The 17,302-nt window shown below is 74.2% G+C and carries 18 protein-coding genes; 9 read left to right on the forward strand and 9 right to left on the reverse strand.

Annotated features, from left to right (window positions below):
* Positions 1 to 12: 12 nt before the first annotated feature.
* The 4 genes from QRT04_RS01675 to QRT04_RS01690 are packed head-to-tail and all read right to left on the reverse strand — an operon-like array spanning position 13 to position 2,123.
* Complete coding sequence (locus QRT04_RS01675) at positions 13 to 219, reverse strand: hypothetical protein (RefSeq protein ID WP_289455678.1); 207 nt, start codon at positions 217 to 219, stop codon at positions 13 to 15.
* The gene (locus QRT04_RS01680; RefSeq protein WP_289453148.1) at positions 219 to 1,283 is read right to left on the reverse strand and encodes a quinone-dependent dihydroorotate dehydrogenase; all 1,065 of its coding nucleotides are present in this window, start codon (positions 1,281 to 1,283) and stop codon (positions 219 to 221) included. The genes QRT04_RS01675 and QRT04_RS01680 overlap by 1 nt, the downstream gene beginning before the upstream one ends.
* A gap of 10 nt (positions 1,284 to 1,293) precedes the next feature.
* A complete protein-coding gene (locus tag QRT04_RS01685) occupies positions 1,294 to 1,764 on the reverse strand; it encodes a hypothetical protein (RefSeq protein WP_289453150.1) in 471 nt (156 codons plus the stop codon).
* Positions 1,761 to 2,123: a hypothetical protein gene (locus QRT04_RS01690; RefSeq protein ID WP_289453151.1), complete on the reverse strand. Its 363-nt coding sequence runs from the start codon at positions 2,121 to 2,123 to the stop codon at positions 1,761 to 1,763. Before QRT04_RS01690 ends, QRT04_RS01685 begins: the two co-directional genes overlap by 4 nt.
* Before the next feature lie 70 nt (positions 2,124 to 2,193).
* Between QRT04_RS01690 and QRT04_RS01695 the strand changes: the two genes are divergently transcribed.
* On the forward strand, positions 2,194 to 3,672 hold the full coding sequence (locus QRT04_RS01695) for a leucyl aminopeptidase (RefSeq protein WP_289453152.1): 1,479 nt from the start codon (positions 2,194 to 2,196) through the stop codon (positions 3,670 to 3,672).
* Positions 3,673 to 3,754: 82 nt separating this feature from the next.
* On the opposite strand, the gene QRT04_RS01700 is transcribed toward QRT04_RS01695, so the two are convergent.
* The gene (locus QRT04_RS01700; protein ID WP_289453153.1) at positions 3,755 to 4,111 is read right to left on the reverse strand and encodes an oxidoreductase; all 357 of its coding nucleotides are present in this window, start codon (positions 4,109 to 4,111) and stop codon (positions 3,755 to 3,757) included.
* A 161-nt stretch (positions 4,112 to 4,272) separates the two neighbouring features.
* Between QRT04_RS01700 and lpdA the strand changes: the two genes are divergently transcribed.
* The 3 genes from lpdA to QRT04_RS01715 all read left to right on the forward strand — a co-directional run bounded on the left by lpdA (position 4,273) and on the right by QRT04_RS01715 (position 8,682).
* Positions 4,273 to 5,658 carry a dihydrolipoyl dehydrogenase gene (gene lpdA / locus QRT04_RS01705; RefSeq protein WP_289455679.1) on the forward strand — a complete coding sequence of 462 codons (1,386 nt, stop codon included), beginning with the start codon at positions 4,273 to 4,275 and terminating at the stop codon, positions 5,656 to 5,658.
* A gap of 29 nt (positions 5,659 to 5,687) precedes the next feature.
* Positions 5,688 to 7,559 carry a 2-oxoglutarate dehydrogenase, E2 component, dihydrolipoamide succinyltransferase gene (gene sucB / locus QRT04_RS01710; protein ID WP_289453154.1) on the forward strand — a complete coding sequence of 624 codons (1,872 nt, stop codon included), beginning with the start codon at positions 5,688 to 5,690 and terminating at the stop codon, positions 7,557 to 7,559.
* 217 nt (positions 7,560 to 7,776) lie between these two features.
* On the forward strand, positions 7,777 to 8,682 hold the full coding sequence (locus tag QRT04_RS01715) for a TIGR01777 family oxidoreductase (RefSeq protein WP_289453155.1): 906 nt from the start codon (positions 7,777 to 7,779) through the stop codon (positions 8,680 to 8,682).
* Here QRT04_RS01715 and QRT04_RS01720 read toward each other — a convergent pair.
* Positions 8,679 to 10,058 carry a serine/threonine-protein kinase gene (locus QRT04_RS01720; protein WP_289453156.1) on the reverse strand — a complete coding sequence of 460 codons (1,380 nt, stop codon included), beginning with the start codon at positions 10,056 to 10,058 and terminating at the stop codon, positions 8,679 to 8,681. The two genes, QRT04_RS01715 and QRT04_RS01720, sit on opposite strands and share 4 nt — an antisense overlap.
* A 101-nt stretch (positions 10,059 to 10,159) precedes the next feature.
* The gene (locus tag QRT04_RS01725) at positions 10,160 to 11,191 is read right to left on the reverse strand and encodes a Gfo/Idh/MocA family protein (RefSeq protein WP_289455680.1); all 1,032 of its coding nucleotides are present in this window, start codon (positions 11,189 to 11,191) and stop codon (positions 10,160 to 10,162) included.
* Positions 11,192 to 11,251: 60 nt separating this feature from the next.
* Here QRT04_RS01725 and lipB point away from each other — a divergent pair, with 60 nt between their 5' ends.
* Positions 11,252 to 11,917: a lipoyl(octanoyl) transferase LipB gene (lipB, locus tag QRT04_RS01730; RefSeq protein WP_289453157.1), complete on the forward strand. Its 666-nt coding sequence runs from the start codon at positions 11,252 to 11,254 to the stop codon at positions 11,915 to 11,917.
* Positions 11,918 to 11,939: 22 nt separating this feature from the next.
* On the opposite strand, the gene QRT04_RS01735 is transcribed toward lipB, so the two are convergent.
* Complete coding sequence (locus tag QRT04_RS01735) at positions 11,940 to 12,434, reverse strand: flavodoxin domain-containing protein (RefSeq protein ID WP_289453158.1); 495 nt, start codon at positions 12,432 to 12,434, stop codon at positions 11,940 to 11,942.
* Positions 12,435 to 12,591: 157 nt separating this feature from the next.
* On the opposite strand from QRT04_RS01735, the gene lipA reads away from it, so the two are divergent.
* The 3 genes from lipA to QRT04_RS01750 all read left to right on the forward strand — a co-directional run bounded on the left by lipA (position 12,592) and on the right by QRT04_RS01750 (position 15,019).
* Positions 12,592 to 13,593 (forward strand): lipoyl synthase, encoded by a 1,002-nt coding sequence (lipA, locus tag QRT04_RS01740; protein WP_289453159.1) that lies wholly within the window; start codon positions 12,592 to 12,594, stop codon positions 13,591 to 13,593.
* Between the two features lie 72 nt (positions 13,594 to 13,665).
* Positions 13,666 to 14,376, forward strand: a complete 711-nt coding sequence (locus tag QRT04_RS01745; protein WP_289453160.1) for a DUF4191 domain-containing protein — start codon at positions 13,666 to 13,668, stop codon at positions 14,374 to 14,376.
* A gap of 40 nt (positions 14,377 to 14,416) precedes the next feature.
* Positions 14,417 to 15,019: a class I SAM-dependent methyltransferase gene (locus QRT04_RS01750; protein WP_289453161.1), complete on the forward strand. Its 603-nt coding sequence runs from the start codon at positions 14,417 to 14,419 to the stop codon at positions 15,017 to 15,019.
* Between the two features lie 45 nt (positions 15,020 to 15,064).
* Here QRT04_RS01750 and QRT04_RS01755 read toward each other — a convergent pair whose 3' ends face one another.
* Positions 15,065 to 15,544, reverse strand: a complete 480-nt coding sequence (locus tag QRT04_RS01755; RefSeq protein ID WP_289453162.1) for an RDD family protein — start codon at positions 15,542 to 15,544, stop codon at positions 15,065 to 15,067.
* 173 nt (positions 15,545 to 15,717) lie between these two features.
* On the opposite strand from QRT04_RS01755, the gene glnA reads away from it, so the two are divergent.
* Entirely contained in the window at positions 15,718 to 17,142 is a 1,425-nt protein-coding gene (gene glnA, locus QRT04_RS01760; RefSeq protein ID WP_289453163.1) for a type I glutamate--ammonia ligase, read from the forward strand.
* The last annotated feature ends 160 nt before the right edge of the window (positions 17,143 to 17,302 follow it).

Raw genomic sequence — 17,302 nt, forward strand, 5'->3', positions numbered from 1 at the left:
GACGCGCGGGCGTCAGCCCAGCGACAGGGGCGCCGTCGCCGGGGTGCCCTCGTGCAGGAGGGTGGCCGTGCGCACACCCTGTGCGGCCAGCGCGCGCCAGTGCTCGCCGATCCACTGCTCGGCGTCGTACTGCGTGGTGAACACGGGGCTCACGGGCCGATCGACCGTCGCGCCCTGCGCGTCGTCGAAGCGCCACTCCCACTGCGGCCGGACCACCATCACGCCTTCACCCTGCTCCGTGCCGCGGCGTCGCGCGCGGCGTCGGCCGCCAGTGCCCGGTTGATGCGGGTGGCCCAGAACGGCCCGCGGTAGATGAAGCCCGTGTAGCCCTGCACGAGCGTCGCGCCGACCGCGACGTACTCGCGCGCGTCCGCCGGCGTCGAGATGCCGCCGACGCCGACGATCACCGCCTCCGGGCCGAGCGCGGCGCGCAGCCGCGCCACCACGTCGAGCCCGCGGTCGCGCACGGGCGGCCCCGACAGGCCGCCGGGACCGAGGTCGTGCGCGATCGTCGTGTTCACCGCCACCACGCCGTCGAGGCCGAGCTCGGCGGCCAGCTCGGCGACCGCGTCGACGTCGTCGTCGGACAGGTCGGGGGCGATCTTGACGAGCAGCGGCACCGCCGGCCGGCCCGCGCGGACGGTGGCCTCGTCGGCCGCGACGCGCGTCGCCTCGAGGATCGGCCGCAGCGCCTCGACCGACTGCAGGTCGCGCAGCCCGGGCGTGTTCGGCGACGAGACGTTCACCACGAGGTAGTCGGCGTAGGGCGCGAGCCGGCGCGCGCTCGTCGCGTAGTCGACCGCCGCGTGCTCGGCGGGCGTCACCTTCGTCTTGCCGATGTTCACGCCGATGACGAACCGCCGCCCCGCGGCCGTGCCGCGCAGCCGGCGCAGCCGTTCCGCGACGGCGGCCGAGCCCTCGTTGTTGAAGCCCATCCGGTTGCGCAGCGCGTGCTGGTCGAGGACCCGCCACAGGCGCGGCGGCTCGTTGCCCGGCTGAGGCTCGGCCGTCACGGTGCCGATCTCGACGAACCCGAACCCGAGCGTCGTCAGACCCGCGACGCCCACCGCGTTCTTGTCGAAGCCCGCCGCGAGCCCGAACCGCGCCGGGAAGCGTCGGCCCCACACCTCGACCGCACCGGCGGCGGGCGCCACGAACGCGCGCGCGACCAGGCCGCGCAGGACCGGCACGCGGGCCACGCCGCGGATCAGGCCGAAGGCGAGCTCGTGGGCGCGCTCGGGGTCGAGCCGGCGGAGCACGAGGTCGAAGAGCAGGCGGTACACGCCGCCAACCCTAGAGGTCGGCGGCGGTCGGCTCCTGAGCGGTCCGTCCCGCACGGCCGGTGTGCCACAGCCACCACAGCCCGAGGAACGGCAGGACGAGCGGGACGTAGCCGTAGCCCTGGCCGTACCCCGACCAGACCGTCTGGTCGGGGAACTCGCCGACGTCGGCGACCGAGAGCGTCCCGACCGTCAGGACACCGACGAGCTCGATGCCGACGGCGACCCATGCGAGCGTGCGCCACCCCTTCGCGAGCGCGATCGTGGCGACCACGTAGACGATGCCCGCGAACAGCGAGAGCACGTAGGCCAGCGGCGCCTCGTCGAGCTTGGTCGCCACCTGGTAGAGGCCGCGCGCGGTCGCCGCGATCGCGAGCACGCCGTAGACGGCGACGAGCAGCCGGCCCGGACCGGTCGCTGTCGCGGCGGACGTGCCCCTCGCCGGGGTCGGATCCGGCGCGGCCGGGGCGGTCGGATCGGTCATGCGAAGGTCCCCCAGACCTGCAGGAGTCGGAACTCGAGGAAGGCGACGACGAGCGCGGCACCGGCCAGCACCACGGAGCTCCAGCGGGTGCGCTCGGCGAACGCCCACGCCGCCGCGAGCGGCAGGATCACGAGCTGCGCGGCCACGTAGCCCCACAGCAGCACCCCCGACGCGTCGGTGCCGCCGCCGGCGGCCAGGACTCCCGCGACGACGGCCTGGACGACGAGCGCCCCCTCGACCACGGCGCCGCCCCAGAGCTGCCGCAGCACGACCGCTCGGTCGCGGATCACGTACCAGGCGGCCCACGCGGCGAGCGCCACGGAGAGCGCGACGACCAGCACGGCGAGGGGGACGATCACGGGCCCACAACCTACCTGCGGGACGGGGGTCACCCGATCCCGGTCCGCGCACGCGCCTACGATCGAACCCGTGACGCTCTCGCTGACCTCCAAGGACCCCGCCCGCCTGTCCGTCGACGCCGTCGTCCTCGGCGTCGCCCAGCAGGACGGCTCGCCCACGCTGCTCGACGCCGGGTGGCTGCCGAAGGACCTGCGCACCGCGCTGACCAAGGACGCGGCTGCACTCGGCCTCACGGGCGCCCCCGACGAGGTGCGCCGTGTCCCCGCGACGGGCCTGTCGGCCGGCGTCCTCGTGCTCACCGGTGTCGGCGCGGCCGACGCGATCACGTCCGAGGCGCTGCGCCGCGCCGCGGGTGCCGCCACGCGCGAGCTGGCGGGGACCGCCTCGGTCGCGCTCGCGCTGCCCGCGGACGACCTGGCATCCGTCACGGCCGTCGCGGAGGGCGCGCTGCTCGGCGCGTACGCCTACACGCGCTACCGCACCGCGGAGGCGAAGCCCGCGGTCGACCGCATCGAGGTCGTGACGAGCCGGACGCGGGACGGGTCGGCGAAGGAGGCGGTGGCCCGTGCCGAGGTGCTGGCCGCGGCCGTCCACGCGACGCGCGACCTCGTGAACACGGCACCCAACGACCTGTACCCCGCCGCGTTCGCCGACCTCGCGAGGGCGGCCGTCAAGGACGCCGGCGTGCGCTCGCTGAAGGTGAGCGTGCTCGACGAGAAGGCCCTCGCGGCCGGCGGGTACGGCGGCCTGATCGGCGTCGGGCAGGGCTCGGTCCGCCCGCCGCGCCTGGTCCGCGTCGCGTACGCCCCTGCCAAGCCGCACGCCACGGTCGCGCTCGTCGGCAAGGGCATCACGTTCGACAGCGGCGGCATCTCCATCAAGCCGGCGGCCGGCATGGAGGCGATGAAGTCCGACATGGCGGGCGCCGCGGCCGTGCTGCACACCGTGATCGCCGCCGCGCGGCTCGGGCTCCCCGTGGCCGTCACGGGCTGGCTCTGCCTCGCGGAGAACATGCCCTCCGGCAGCGCGCAGCGGCCGTCCGACGTCATCACGATCCGTGGCGGCAAGACCGTCGAGGTGCTGAACACCGACGCCGAGGGCCGGCTCGTCATGGCCGACGGGCTCGTGGCGGCCGTCGAGGAGAAGCCCGACGTCGTGCTCGACATCGCGACCCTCACCGGCGCGCAGGTCGTCGCGCTCGGGCACCGGGTGTCCGCCGTCATGGGCTCCGACGACGTGCGTGCCGAGGTCGTCGCGGCCGCGGGCGCGACCGGCGAGCAGTTCTGGCCCATGCCGCTGCCCGACGAGCTGCGTGCCACCCTCAAGTCGAAGGTCGCGGACATCGCGAACATCGGCGACCGGTTCGGCGGGATGCTCACCGCGGGCGTGTTCCTGCGCGAGTTCGTCGGCGGGACGCCGTGGGGCCACCTCGACGTGGCCGGCCCCGCCTTCAACGAGCGTGCGGCGCACGGGTACACGCCGGTCGGTGGCACCGGCGTCGGCGTGCGGACGCTGCTCGGGCTGATCGAGGCGCGCGCCGGGCGCTGAGCCTGCGGGTCGCCGCCGGGTGCTCGCGCCCGGCGGCGACCGCGCGCGTCGGGCGGCGCGGTCAGAGCGCGAGACGCGCGGGTCAGACCGCGTCGGCCTCCCGCCGCGCCTTCTTCTTCTGGCGCGTGTTCCAGTCGCGGTAGCGCTGCGGGTACCCCGTGCGCTGGACGTCGTACGACGGGATGCCGAGCGAGCGCGCGACCTCGTGCGCGGTGGGCGCGTCGGGCACACGCCGTCGCGTCCACTCGCCGTCGGTGGCGACGAGCAGCACGGTGGTCGGGTTCATCGCGTTCGCCGGCTCGATGTACGCCTCGACGCCGACCCGCGTCGTCACGAAGTCCGACAGGTGCGCGATCGTCGCCTCGCGCGCCTCGCGCGGCGTCGCGGACTCCGCCGCCGCCGCGTCCTGGTCGCGCTTGCGCCGCGAGAACAGACCCATGACGAACGAGGCTAACCGGCGCCGCGGCCGCAGGTGAGCCGCTCGGCGACCTGTTCCGAGCGTCACAGGCTCCGACGGCGCGGTCCGGGTCGTTCCGGTGGTGCCGGGATGACAAGATGGTCGGCGAGCCCACCAGCATCGTCATCACGAGGAGTCTGCCCGTGGCCGACACGAACGGCACCGCTTTCGACATCGTCGTCCTGGGAGCGGGAAGTGGCGGCTACGCGACCGCGCTCCGCGCCGCCCAGCTCGGCAAGTCCGTCGCCCTCATCGAGGCCGACAAGGTCGGCGGCACCTGCCTCCACATGGGCTGCATCCCCACCAAGGCGCTGCTGCACGCGGCGGAGCTCGCCGACAACGCCCGCGAGGGCCAGCACTTCGGCGTGCACACGACGCTCGACCACATCGACATGGCGGGCGTGAACTCGTACAAGGACAACGTGATCGGCGGCCTCTACAAGGGCCTGCAGGGTCTGATCAAGTCCCGCAACATCACGGTGATCGAGGGCCTCGGCCGGCTCGTCGCCAAGGACACGGTCGAGGTCAACGGCCAGCGCGTCACCGGCGAGCACGTCGTGCTCGCGACCGGCTCGTACGCGCGATCGCTGCCGGGCCTCGACATCGGCGGCCGCGTCATCACGTCCGACCAGGCGCTGCACCTCGACTGGGTGCCGAAGTCCGCGATCATCCTCGGCGGCGGCGTCATCGGCTCCGAGTTCGCGAGCGTGTGGAAGTCCTTCGGCGCGGACGTGACGATCATCGAGGCGCTCCCCCACCTCGTGCCCAACGAGGACGAGGCGATCTCGAAGGCGTTCGAGCGCGCGTTCCGCAAGCGCGGCATCAAGTTCAACGTCGGCGTCCGCTTCTCCGGCGTGACGCAGGACGACAGCGGCGTGCACGTCTCGCTCGAGGACGGCAAGACGTTCGACGCCGACCTCCTGCTCGTGGCCGTCGGTCGCGGCCCGCGCACGAGCGGCGTCGGCTTCGAGGAGCAGGGCATCACGCTCGACCGCGGCTTCGTCATCACCGACGAGAAGCTGCACACGGGCGTCGGCAACATCTGGGCCGTCGGCGACATCGTCCCGGGCCTCCAGCTCGCGCACCGCGGCTTCGCGCAGGGCATCTACCTCGCCGAGCAGATCGCCGGGCTGAACCCGCAGCCCATCGTCGAGTCCGGCATCCCGCGCGTCACCTACTCCGAGCCCGAGGTCGGCTCGGTCGGCGTGACCGAGGCGCGCGCCAAGGAGATCTACGGCGCCGAGAACGTCGAGACGCTCGAGTACAACCTCGCGGGCAACGGCAAGAGCAAGATCCTCGGCACGCAGGGCTTCATCAAGCTCGTGCGCCAGAAGGACGGCCCGGTGGTCGGCGTGCACATGATCGGTGCGCGCGTCGGCGAGCTCATCGGCGAGGGCCAGCTCATCGTCAACTGGGAGGCGTACCCCGAGGACGTCGCCGCGCTCGTGCACGCCCACCCGACGCAGAACGAGGCCCTCGGCGAGGCGCACCTGGCGCTCGCCGGCAAGCCGCTGCACGCCCACAACTGAGCTCAGGATCGAAGGAGACACGAGCCGACATGTCCGAGAACGTGCAGCTTCCCGCCCTGGGTGAGTCCGTCACCGAGGGAACGGTCACGCGCTGGCTGAAGAACGTGGGCGACCGCGTCGAGGTCGACGAGCCCCTGCTCGAGATCTCGACCGACAAGGTCGACACCGAGATCCCCTCGCCCTTCGCGGGCGTGCTCGAGCAGATCCTCGTCCAGGAGGACGAGACCGTCGAGGTCGGCGCGACGCTCGCGGTGATCGGCTCCGGCGACGGCGCGTCGTCCGCGCCCGCCGAGGCCGCACCTGCGGCGCCCGCGCAGGAGCAGGCCCCCGCCGAGCCGGCCCAGACCGAGCAGGCACCGGCCGAGGAGTCCGCCGCCGAGGCGGAGCCCGCGCAGCAGAGCCCTGAGGCTCACGAGGCCGCGGCCGAGGCTCCCGACGCCGAGGCGTCCGCGCCGCAGACCCCCGCCGCGGGCGGTGGCGAGGGCGAGCAGGTGACGCTCCCCGCCCTGGGCGAGTCGGTGACCGAGGGCACCGTCACCCGCTGGCTCAAGGCCGTCGGCGACGACGTCGCGGTCGACGAGCCGCTGCTCGAGATCTCGACCGACAAGGTGGACACCGAGATCCCGTCGCCGTTCGCGGGGACGCTCCTGCAGATCCTCGTCCAGGAGGACGAGACCGCACAGGTCGGTGCTCCGCTCGCCGTGATCGGTGCCGGCGGGTCCGCTCCGGCCGCCGAGCAGGCGCCTGCCGCGGAGGCGCCCGCCGCTCCGGCCGCTGCGCAGCCCGCGCCCGTCCCGGCCCCCGTGGCCGCTCCGGTCGCCGCCGCGCCGGCACCCGAGCCGCAGACCGCGCCGGAGCCGGCACCGGCGCAGGAGGCCGAGCCCCAGGCCGCGCCCGCGCAGGCCGCGCCAGCGCAGGCCGCGCCCGCGCAGGCCGCTCCCGCCCCGGCTGCTCAGCCCGCCGCGGCGCCCTCGGCATCGGGCTCGTACCTGACCCCGCTGGTCCGCAAGCTCGCCGCCGAGAAGGGCGTCGACGTCGCGACCCTGACGGGCACGGGCGTCGGCGGCCGCATCCGCAAGGAGGACGTCCTCGAGGCGGCCGCCCAGGCGGAGGCCGCGAAGGCGGCTCCGGCCGCGCCCGCCGCGCCGGCCGCCAAGGCTCCGGCCGCGCCGGCCGTCTCGCCGCTGCGGGGCACGACCGAGAAGGCCAGCCGCCTGCGCAAGATCATCGCCGAGCGCATGGTCGAGGCGCTGCACGAGCAGGCCCAGCTCACGACGGTCGTCGAGGTCGACGTCACGAAGATCGCCCGCCTGCGGGCCCGCGCCAAGGCGGACTTCCAGGCGCGCGAGGGCGTCAACCTGACGTTCCTGCCGTTCTTCGTGCAGGCCGCGATCGAGGCGCTCAAGACCTACCCGAAGGTCAACGGCCTGCTCGAGGGCGACACCATCACGTACCACGGCCAGGAGAACGTCGGCATCGCGGTCGACACCGAGCGCGGGCTCGTCGTGCCGGTCATCCGCGACGCGGGCGACCTCAACCTCGCAGGTCTCGCCCGCAAGATCGCCGACCTCGCGGGCCGCACGCGCGCCAACAAGGTGACGCCGGACGAGCTCTCGGGCGCGACGTTCACCGTCACCAACACGGGCTCGGGCGGCGCGATCATCGACACGCCGATCGTGCCCGGTGGCACGTCGGCGATCCTCGGCACGGGCGCGATCGTCAAGCGGCCGGTCGTGGTCAAGGACGCGGACGGCGAGGAGGTCATCGCCATCCGGTCGATGTGCTACCTCTGCCTCTCGTACGACCACCGGCTCGTCGACGGCGCGGACGCGTCGCGGTACCTCTCCGCGGTCAAGGCCCGCCTCGAAGAGGGCGCGTTCGAGTCCGAGCTCGGCCTCTGAACCTGCACTGACCGACGGCCCCGGGACCTGCATGGTCCCGGGGCCGTCGGCGTTCCCGGGTGCCGCGGCTCGCCCCAGGTGGAGCGCCGGCGCCCGCCGATCCCTTCACCGTGCGGCATCGACACCGTCGTCGCTGCGCGCCGAGCACGACGGCCTCGCGCAGTCGGTCCCCTCCGCCAGCAGGCGCACGCACCGCGCACGCGCCTAGGGTCGGAGCGTGCGGGTCGTCGTCGCGGGTGCCAGCGGGTTCATCGGGTCGCCGCTGGTCGCCGCCCTGCGGGCGCGGGGCGACGAGGTCGCGGTCCTCGTGCGACGCCCGCCACGCGCGGCGCACGAGATCGCGTGGGAGCCGGACGCCGGACGCATCGACGCCGACGCGCTGCGTGGCGTGGACGCCGTCGTGTGCCTGTCGGGTGTCAACCCGGGCTCACGGCCGCTGACGGCTGCCCGCAAGCGCCTTGTGCTGTCGTCGCGCGTCCGGACCGCCTCGCTCCTCGCCGCCACGCTCGCGGGCATGCACGACGGTCCGCGCGCCCTGCTGCAGGCGTCCGGCATCGGCGCCTACGGCGATCGGGGCGACGACGTGCTCGACGAGCACGAACCGCTGGGCTCGACCTTCTTCGCCGGCGTGGTGCGCGACTGGGAGGCCGCCTCCGGGCCCGCGGTCGACGCGGGCGTCCGCGTGGTCCACCTCCGCACGTCGCTCGTGCTCGGTCCGGGCGGCGGCGCGCTCGGCCGGCTGCTGCCGATCCTGCGGCTCGGACTCGGCGGGCGGCTCGGGTCGGGCCGCCAGTTCTGGCCCTGGATCACGTTGCCCGACGAGGTCGCGGCGATCGTGCACCTGCTCGGCGCGGACGTCGGCGGACCCGTGAACCTCGTGACGCACGCCGATCGGAACGCCGACGTGGTCGGCGCGCTCGCGCGCGCGTTCCACCGGCCGGCCGTCGTGCCGGTGCCCGCGTGGGCGATCCGGACTGCGCTCGGCGACTTCTCCTCCGAGGTGCTCGGGTCGGTACGTGCGGTGCCGACCAAGCTCGAGGAGAGCGGGTTCCGGCCGCTGCACGGTGACCTGGACACCGCCGCCACCTGGGTGGCGGCGGCTCGCGCGGCGCAGCAGGGCTAGCGCCCGCGCACGTCCCACACGCGCCAGCCGTCGGGCGTCCGCCGCAGGTCCAGCACCACCGTCCGGGGCGGGCCCGCCGGCACCTGCGTGCGCGAGCCGTCGGACTCGACGCGCCCGTAGGCCGACGTCGCCGACGTCACGACGACCGCCGCCCAGGCGGGTCCGGGTGCGACGCTCGGACGAGCGGAGACCTGCACGCGGACGCCGTCGAGGTGCGCGGTCCCGAGCGCGCGCACGAGCGCCAGGTCGGCGGCGAGCGCCGGGCTGCCGGGCGCGTCGACGCTCGTGAGCGCCCGCGCGTCGACGGCCGCGAGCGCCGCGGCGCGCGCCTGCGTGAGCCTGACGGCGACCGTGGCCGGGTCGTCACGAGCCGGGTCGTCACGAGCCGGGTCGGCATCAACCGGACCATCGGCTCTGGTGGCCGGCACCCGGCCATCGCCCGCCCAGGCCTCGTGCGCGGCCGCGAGGCCGACGACAGCAAGGCAGACGGCGACACCGCCGGCGACCGCCCGCCAGACGGATCGGCGGCCCGGAGCAGACCGCCGTCGGCGGCGCCGCCCGCCCTCGACCACGCGACGCTCGCGCCTCGACGCCGCCGCGGTCACGGCCTCGCGTGCCACCCGCTCGCTCGGGCCTCCCGCGCGCTCGACCACGTCGGCGGCGTCCGCCCAGGCCAGCGCGCCCGCATCGGGCGGCCCGACGGGCTCGGGCGCCGCGGCCGCGAAGCACCGTTCCACGACGGCGTCGGCCGTCACGGCGGGCGACGCGAGCAGCGCCTCGAGCTCGTCCCGCACCGTGGCCGTCGCAGCACGTTCCGCCAGCACGTCGACGTCGGCCCCGGGCAGCACGTCGAGCACCGTCGCGAGCAGGCGGCGCAGGTCGTCGTCGGGCGAGCCGGTGGCGAGCAGCACGCGGTGCAGGTGGGTCAGCACCGGCCGTCCGTCGGGATCGACGACCACGGCGTCGGGCCCGACGGCACCGTGCGCGAGGCCCGCGCGGTGCAGTGCGGCGAGCGCGCCTGCCAGCGGCACCGTCAGCGTCACGGCCTCGCCGTCGGAGAGCGGCGGGCGCGCCGCGCGGAGCCGCGCGAGCGACGTCCCGACGACGTGCGCCACGAGGAGCCCCGACCGACCCGGGCCCAGGGGCATGACGCTCCGCACCCGCGGCAGGTGCTCGTGCGCGAGCGCGGTGAGGGCGGCGGCGCGCGCGACGACGTGCTCGTCGAACGCCAACGCCACGACGTGGAGCTCGAGAAGGTCGCCCGCGTCGTCGGCCGGAGCCACGAGCCACGCCGCCGGCCCGAGCGACCGCGCGGGCCTCAGACCCGCGGCCGTCAGCACCGCGAGCACGTCCCCCGGCACGGCGAAGGCATCCATGACGGGATCGAACCTGATCGCTGCGCACCGCGGTGCGGCTCGTCCACAGGCACCGATCCCGTCGCACCGACCGCAAGGCGCGGGTCCACCCGGCGGAGGCCTCAGGCCAGGGTGACCACGCGCCCCTGCGTCGCCGAGACCACCGCGGCGTCCAGCACGTCCGCGGTGCGGACGGCGTCTGCGGGGTCGACGGGCGGCGGACCACCGTCGGTCACCCAGCGCACGACCTCGCGGTACAGCTCGGCGTGGCCCCCGGACGGCTGCGCGACGGGCGTGCGCTCGGAGCCCCGGACGAACCACCCGACGTGCACCGGCTCGCCGGGTCGCCGGCCCTCCTCGTAGGCGTCGTCGAGCACGGCGTACGGCGTGGCCTCGCCCTCGAACGTCGTCACGAGGTACGCGCCGTGCTCACCCAGCACGCGCGTGCGCGGTCCGGGTGCCCCGACGACGGCGCCCGCCTGCAGGTGGCTGGTCACGCCCGTGCGGTGCACGAGCGCGAGGAACACGTCGTCGGTCGCCGGCGTGCTCCGCGCGTGGAGCTCGGCGTACACCGACCGCACCGCGCCGAAGAGCTGGACCGCCGAGTCGACCAGGTGGGCACCGAGGTCGAGCAGCAGGCCGCCCGCCTCCGGGTCGTTCTCCTTCCAGCGGTCCTGCGGCACCGGGCGGAACCTCTCCCACCGCCGCTCGAACCGGTGCACGCGTCCGAGCCGCCCGGACTCGATCAGCCCGCGGAGCGCGAGCTGCTCCGGGTCCCAGCGCCGGTTCTGGAACACGGTCAGCCTGCCGCCCGCGTCCGCTGCTGCCTCGACGAGGCGCCGGCACTGGGCCGCGGTCGTCGCCAGCGGCTTGTCGACGAGCACGTGCACGCCGGCCGCGAGCGCCGCCTCGACGTGGTCCACGTGGTCGCCCGTCGGGCTCGCGACCACCACGAGGTCGAGCTCGGCGGCGTGCTGCAGCAGCGTCTCGACGTCGGGCGCGACCTGAGCTGCCGGCCAGTCCTCGTGCACGGCGGCGGCGCGCGACCGCGTCACCACCCAGGCGACCTCCTGGCCCACCTCGCGCAGCAGCCGCGCGTGGATGCCGCGACCCGCCCCGCCGTACCCGACCAACCCGATCCGCAGCGCCTCCATACCGGGCACCGTACCGACCGTGGCGCGGCTGGTGCCGCCGACCGGGGTTAGCCTGCCGCCATGCAGTTCGACGAGCTCGACCTCGGCACGCGCCTGCTCCCCTACGTCCCGACGTGGGAGCTCCAGCGGGCGGTCCACGCCGAGGTCGCCGCCGGTGATCGGCGCGACACGGTGCTGCTCGTCGAGCACGAGAGCGTGTACACCGCCGGCAAGCGCACGGCCCAGTGGGACCGACCGGTCGACGGCACGCCCGTCGTCGACGTCGACCGCGGCGGGCGCATCACGTGGCACGGGCCGGGCCAGCTGGTCGGGTACCCGATCGTCCGACTGGCCGAGCCCATCGACGTCGTCGCCTACGTCCGGGCGCTCGAGGAGGCGATGATCCGCACGTGCGCCGACCTCGGGCTCGCGGCCGTGCGCGTCGAGGGCCGCTCGGGCGTGTGGTTCCCGGCCGACGAGGCGTCCGGCGGTCGGCGCGCCCGCAAGGTGGCGGCGATCGGTGTGCGCGTGTCGCGGAGCGTGACGATGCACGGCTTCGCGCTCAACTGCGAGCCGGACCTCGCCGAGTTCGACCGGATCGTGCCGTGCGGCATCGCCGACGCCGACGTCACGTCCCTCACGGCCGAGACCGGACGTCGCGTCACGATCGCCGAGGTGCTGCCGCTCGTGCGCGGGCACCTCGAGGAGACGCTGACGCCGCTGCTGGCGGCCGTCCCCGCACTCTGACGCCGCGCCCCCCGCCCGGGGGCTACCGCGTGCCGGTGAGCGCGGCGCCGATGGCCCGGGCCCACTCGCGCACCTCGTCGAGGTCGCGGAAGTCGCCCGACGGCGCGTGCGTGAGCGCGACGAGCGCCCGCTCGGTCAGGTCGAGCCCGCCCCGGTCGAGCGCGCCGACGAAGCACCGCATGTCGCGCGGCTCGATCCGCGCCGACATCGCGTCGACGTCGTCCGGGACGTCGTGCGGCACCGGCGGGTCGCCGACCGGTCCCGACCAGAACAGCCAGACCGGCCGTTCGCGCAGCTGGCCCGCCTGGCGCCGCACCAGCTCGCGCAGGCCCGCGTCGAGCCGGCCCACGTAGACCGACGACCCGAGCACGACGGCGTCGTAGCCGGTCACGCGCTCCACGTCGTCGGGCGCGACGCGGTCGACGTCCAGCCCGGCGGCAGCGAGCTCCTCGACAACCAGGTCACCCATCTCGGCCGTCGCACCGTGGCGCGACGCGACCGACACCAGCACGGTCATGGCATCCCCCGTCCCGTTCGCCGGAACCCTCGACCGCTCCAGCGTCCCCCCGGCGGGCGCCACCGCTCGCGGGACCGAGGTCCCCTCGCGCGACGTGTGACGCGCGCCTCGGCGCTCGCCGCGGCCACCACCGCGACGCGCGGTTACTCTGACGGACGTGACCATCGCACCCGAGGGCCGTCGCATGCTGCGGGTCGAGGCGCGCAACGCGCAGACCCCCATCGAGAAGAAGCCCGAGTGGATCCGCACGCGCGCGACCATGGGGCCGGAGTACTCCGAGCTCAAGGGCCTGGTGAAGCGCGAGGGCCTGCACACGGTGTGCGAGGAGGCGGGCTGTCCCAACATCTTCGAGTGCTGGGAGGACCGCGAGGCGACGTTCCTCATCGGCGGCGACCAGTGCACGCGGCGTTGTGACTTCTGCCAGATCGACACCGGCAAGCCGGTCGACCTCGACCGCGACGAGCCGCGCCGCGTCGCGGCCTCCGTCCAGGCGATGGGCCTCAAGTACGCCACGGTGACCGGCGTCGCGCGCGACGACCTGCCCGACGGCGGCGCGTGGCTCTACGCCGAGACGGTGCGCCAGATCCACGACGTCAACCCCGGCACCGGCGTCGAGCTGCTGATCCCCGACTTCAACGCGGTCCCCGAGCTGCTCGACGAGGTCTTCGACTCGCGGCCCGAGGTCCTCGCGCACAACCTCGAGACCGTGCCGCGGATCTTCAAGCAGATCCGCCCCGGCTTCCGGTACGAGCGCTCGCTGTCCGTGCTGACGCGCGCGCACGACGCGGGGTTCGTCACGAAGTCGAACCTCATCCTCGGCATGGGCGAGACGTACGACGAGACGGTCGAGGCGCTCGCCGCGCTGCACGAGGCGGGTTGCGACCTCATCACGATCACGCAGTACCTCCGGCCTTCGGTGCGCCACCACCCCGTCGACCGGTGGGTCCGCCCTGAGGAGTTCGTCGCGCTGTCCGAGGAGGCCGAGCGGATCGGGTTCCTCGGCGTGATGGCCGGCCCGCTCGTCCGCTCGTCGTACCGCGCCGGCCGGCTGTGGGGGCAGGCCATGCGCCGCCGCGGGCTGCCGATCCCGGAGGCGCTCGCGCACCTCGGCGAGCCGACCACCGCGCGCCAGGAGGCCGCGAGCCTGCTCGCGCGCTGAGTCTCGCCGGTCCGTCGTCCTCCCCCGCGGAGTGACCAGGACGGGCCCCGGCGCTCGGTAGACTTCGGGCCCATGGCCCGCAACTCGTCCAGCTCCGACACGCCCGAGGTCAAGAAGACCCGCTGGTACCACCAGGTGTGGCAGGCGTACCAGATGTCCCGCCGGGTCGACCCGTCGGTCACGTGGCTCGTGCTCGCGACGTTCGTCGGCATCCTGGCGATCGGCGCGGTGGTCGGCCTGCTGATCGGTCAGTGGCTGTACTGGCTGCTGCTCTCGGTGCCCTTCGCGGTGCTCGCGGCGCTGTTCGTGCTCGCGCGCCGCGCCGAGACCGCCGCGTACACGCAGATCGAGGGACAGCCCGGCGCGTCGCGTGCCGCGCTCGGCACGATCCGCCGCGGCTGGACGTTCGGCGAGGAGCCCGTCGCCGTGGACCCGCGCACGCAGGACGTGGTCTTCCGCGGTGTCGGCCGACCGGGTGTCGTGCTGATCGGCGAGGGCCCGGCGTCCCGCGTCGGTCGCCTCCTCGAGCAGGAGCGCAAGCGCACGGCCCGCGTCATCTCCGGCGCGCCGATCACGGTGATCCAGTGCGGCAACGACGAGGGCCAGGTGCCGCTGCGCAAGCTGCCCCGCACCGTGCAGAAGCTCAAGCCTCAGCTGACGAAGGCCGAGGTCGCAGCCGTCGACAAGCGGCTGACCGCGCTCGGCGCGGTCCGCCTGCCGGTGCCGAAGGGTGTCGACCCGATGCGCGTGCGCCCCGACCGCAAGGGCATGCGCGGGCGCTGACCTCCGCCTCTCTGCGGGCCGCGCTCGGTACGGTGCCCGCGTGGCTGCGGACGGTACGAACGGCACCTGGAACCACAACACGCACTACCACCACCTCGCGCTGCGGCATGCCCGCACAGCCCGGTCGGCGGTCGACGTCGGCTGCGGCGAGGGGCTGTTGACGCGCAGGCTGGCTGACGCGGGCGTCGCCTCGGTGGTCGGCGTCGACGCGGACGTCGACGAGGTCGAGCGGGCGCGCGCCGCCGCCGACGGCCGCGCGGGTCTGCGCTACGAGGTCGGCGACGCGCTCGAGGTCCCCGAGGGGACGTTCGACCTCGTGACGTGCTTCGCGACGCTGCACCACGTCGACCTCGCCGCGGGCCTGCGGCGGCTCGCCGCGCTGACGGCGCCCCGCGGGCGGCTCGTCGTCGTGGGCCTCGCCGCCGTGCGCAGCCCGCTCGACGCGGCGCTCGGTGCGGCGGCGGTCCCGGTGGCGTTCGTGGCCGACCGGCGTCGTGGCGTGTGGGAGCACGGCTCCCCCATGACCGACCCGGCCGACGGCTACGGCGCCGTGCGCGACGCCGCGCGGCTCGCGCTGCCGGGCGTCCGGTGGCGGCGCAGGCTCTACTGGCGGTACAGCCTCGAGTGGACGGCACCGGCCTGACGACGAGCCGCCCGCGCGGGCGCGCGGTGCGTCACGCGCGGTGCGTCAGCGACGGACGATCGCCGTGCCGGCGGCCCGGTCGTGCATGCCGCGGCCGTCGCCGTCCCAGATGACCGCCGGGATGACGACGCACACCAGCACCGTCCGGATCGCGGCGGCGAGGAAGCCCGGCGCGTGCCCGTCGTCGACGACCGGCTCGGCGGGCGGCGTCGCGACGCGGCGCACGCGCAGACCGAGCAGCCGGTGCCCGATCGACGAGCCGATCGAACCGACCAGCACGACGTTCTCGAGCGCGAAGATCGCGAGCGGCCCCCAGGACCGGGACGCGCTGTCGTGCGGGAAGACGACGGACGCCACGAGCAGGGACGCGAACCAGTCGATCAGCAGCGCCACGATGCGCCGGCCCAGACCGGCGAGCGAGCCGCTGCCGTCCCGCGGGAGGCCGAGCCGCGCGCCTCGGTCGTCGCCCTCGCCACCCGCCGGGCTGCCCTCGAGCCAGGAGCCGATGTTCTCTCGCGTCACCACGCGTCCAGGGTAGGCGGCGCGAGATGGACGCTTGACCGGTCCGGCGACCGATCGTTACACAGGCACCGGGTCCGTAACGTCGTGGAAACAATCGCTACACGATGGAGAAACGGCCCCCTCGTACGGTCGGGCCAGCCCGATCGAACGGGCGACGACCAACCGAGGAGCAGCGGATGTTCAGCAAGCCAGAGGAAGTCCTGGCCTTCATCAAGAGCGAGGACGTCAAGTTCATCGACGTCCGGTTCTGCGACCTGCCCGGCGTGATGCAGCACTTCAACGTGCCCGCGGGCAGCGTGGACGAGAGCTTCTTCACCGAGGGCCAGATGTTCGACGGGTCGTCGATCCGCGGCTTCCAGGCGATCCACGAGTCGGACATGAAGCTGATCCCGGACGTCTCGACGGCCTACGTCGACCCGTTCCGCGCGGAGAAGACGCTCAACATCAACTTCCACATCGTCGACCCGTACACCGACGAGCCCTACAGCCGCGACCCGCGTCAGGTCGCCGCCAAGGCCGAGGCGTACCTGAAGTCGACCGGCATCGCGGACACCGCGTTCTTCGCGCCCGAGGCCGAGTTCTACATCTTCGACGACATCCGGTTCCAGACCCGCCAGGACGCGTCGTTCTACTACATCGACTCCATCGAGGCCGCGTGGAACACGGGCCGCGAGGAGGAGGGTGGCAACCTCGGCCACAAGACGCCGTACAAGGGTGGCTACTTCCCCGTCCCGCCGGTCGACCACTTCGCCGACCTGCGCGACCAGATCTCGCTGCAGCTCGACGCACTGGGCCTGCAGGTCGAGCGCGCGCACCACGAGGTCGGCACCGCCGGCCAGGCGGAGATCAACTACCGCTTCGACACGCTCGGCAAGTCGGCCGACAAGGTGCAGCTCTTCAAGTACGTCGTGAAGAACGTGGCGCACGAGAACGGCCGCACCGCCACGTTCATGCCGAAGCCGCTCTTCGGCGACAACGGCTCGGGCATGCACGTGCACCAGTCGCTCTGGAAGGACGGCCAGCCGCTGTTCTTCGACGAGAAGGGCTACGGCGGCCTGTCCGACCTCGCCCGCTGGTACATCGGTGGTCTGCTCAAGCACGCACCGGCGCTGCTCGCGTTCACCAACCCGACGGTGAACTCGTACCACCGCCTCGTGCCGGGCTTCGAGGCGCCCGTCAACCTGGTCTACTCGGCGCGCAACCGCTCCGCGTGCATCCGCATCCCCGTGACGGGTTCGAACCCGAAGGCCAAGCGCATCGAGTTCCGCGTGCCGGACCCGTCGTCGAACCCGTACCTGGCCTTCGCGGCCATGCTGATGGCCGGCATCGACGGCATCCAGAACCGCATCGAGCCGCCGGAGCCGGTCGACAAGGACCTCTACGAGCTGCCCCCCGAGGAGCACGCCCAGATCCAGCAGGTCCCGGGCTCGCTCGCCGAGGTGCTCGACAACCTCGAGGCCGACCACGACTGGCTGACCGCCGGCAACGTGTTCACGCCGGACCTGATCCAGACGTGGATCGACTACAAGCGCTCCGCCGAGGTCGACCCGATCCGTCTGCGGCCGCACCCGCACGAGTTCGAGCTCTACTACGACTGCTAAATCCCAGCGGAATCGTCCCGCCCCATGGCTGCTCCCATGAGGCGGTGACCTGCAAGAACGGCAGCCCAGCCACCCCTTCGGTGGCTGGGCTGCCGTCGTCTTGCCACAAGGTTTGCCACAAGAGTCGTGTGGCGATTGCGGCCCGCGGTGACCCCCGGAC

The organism is Cellulomonas alba (assembly GCF_030362835.1).
Lineage (GTDB): Bacteria > Actinomycetota > Actinomycetes > Actinomycetales > Cellulomonadaceae > Cellulomonas > Cellulomonas alba.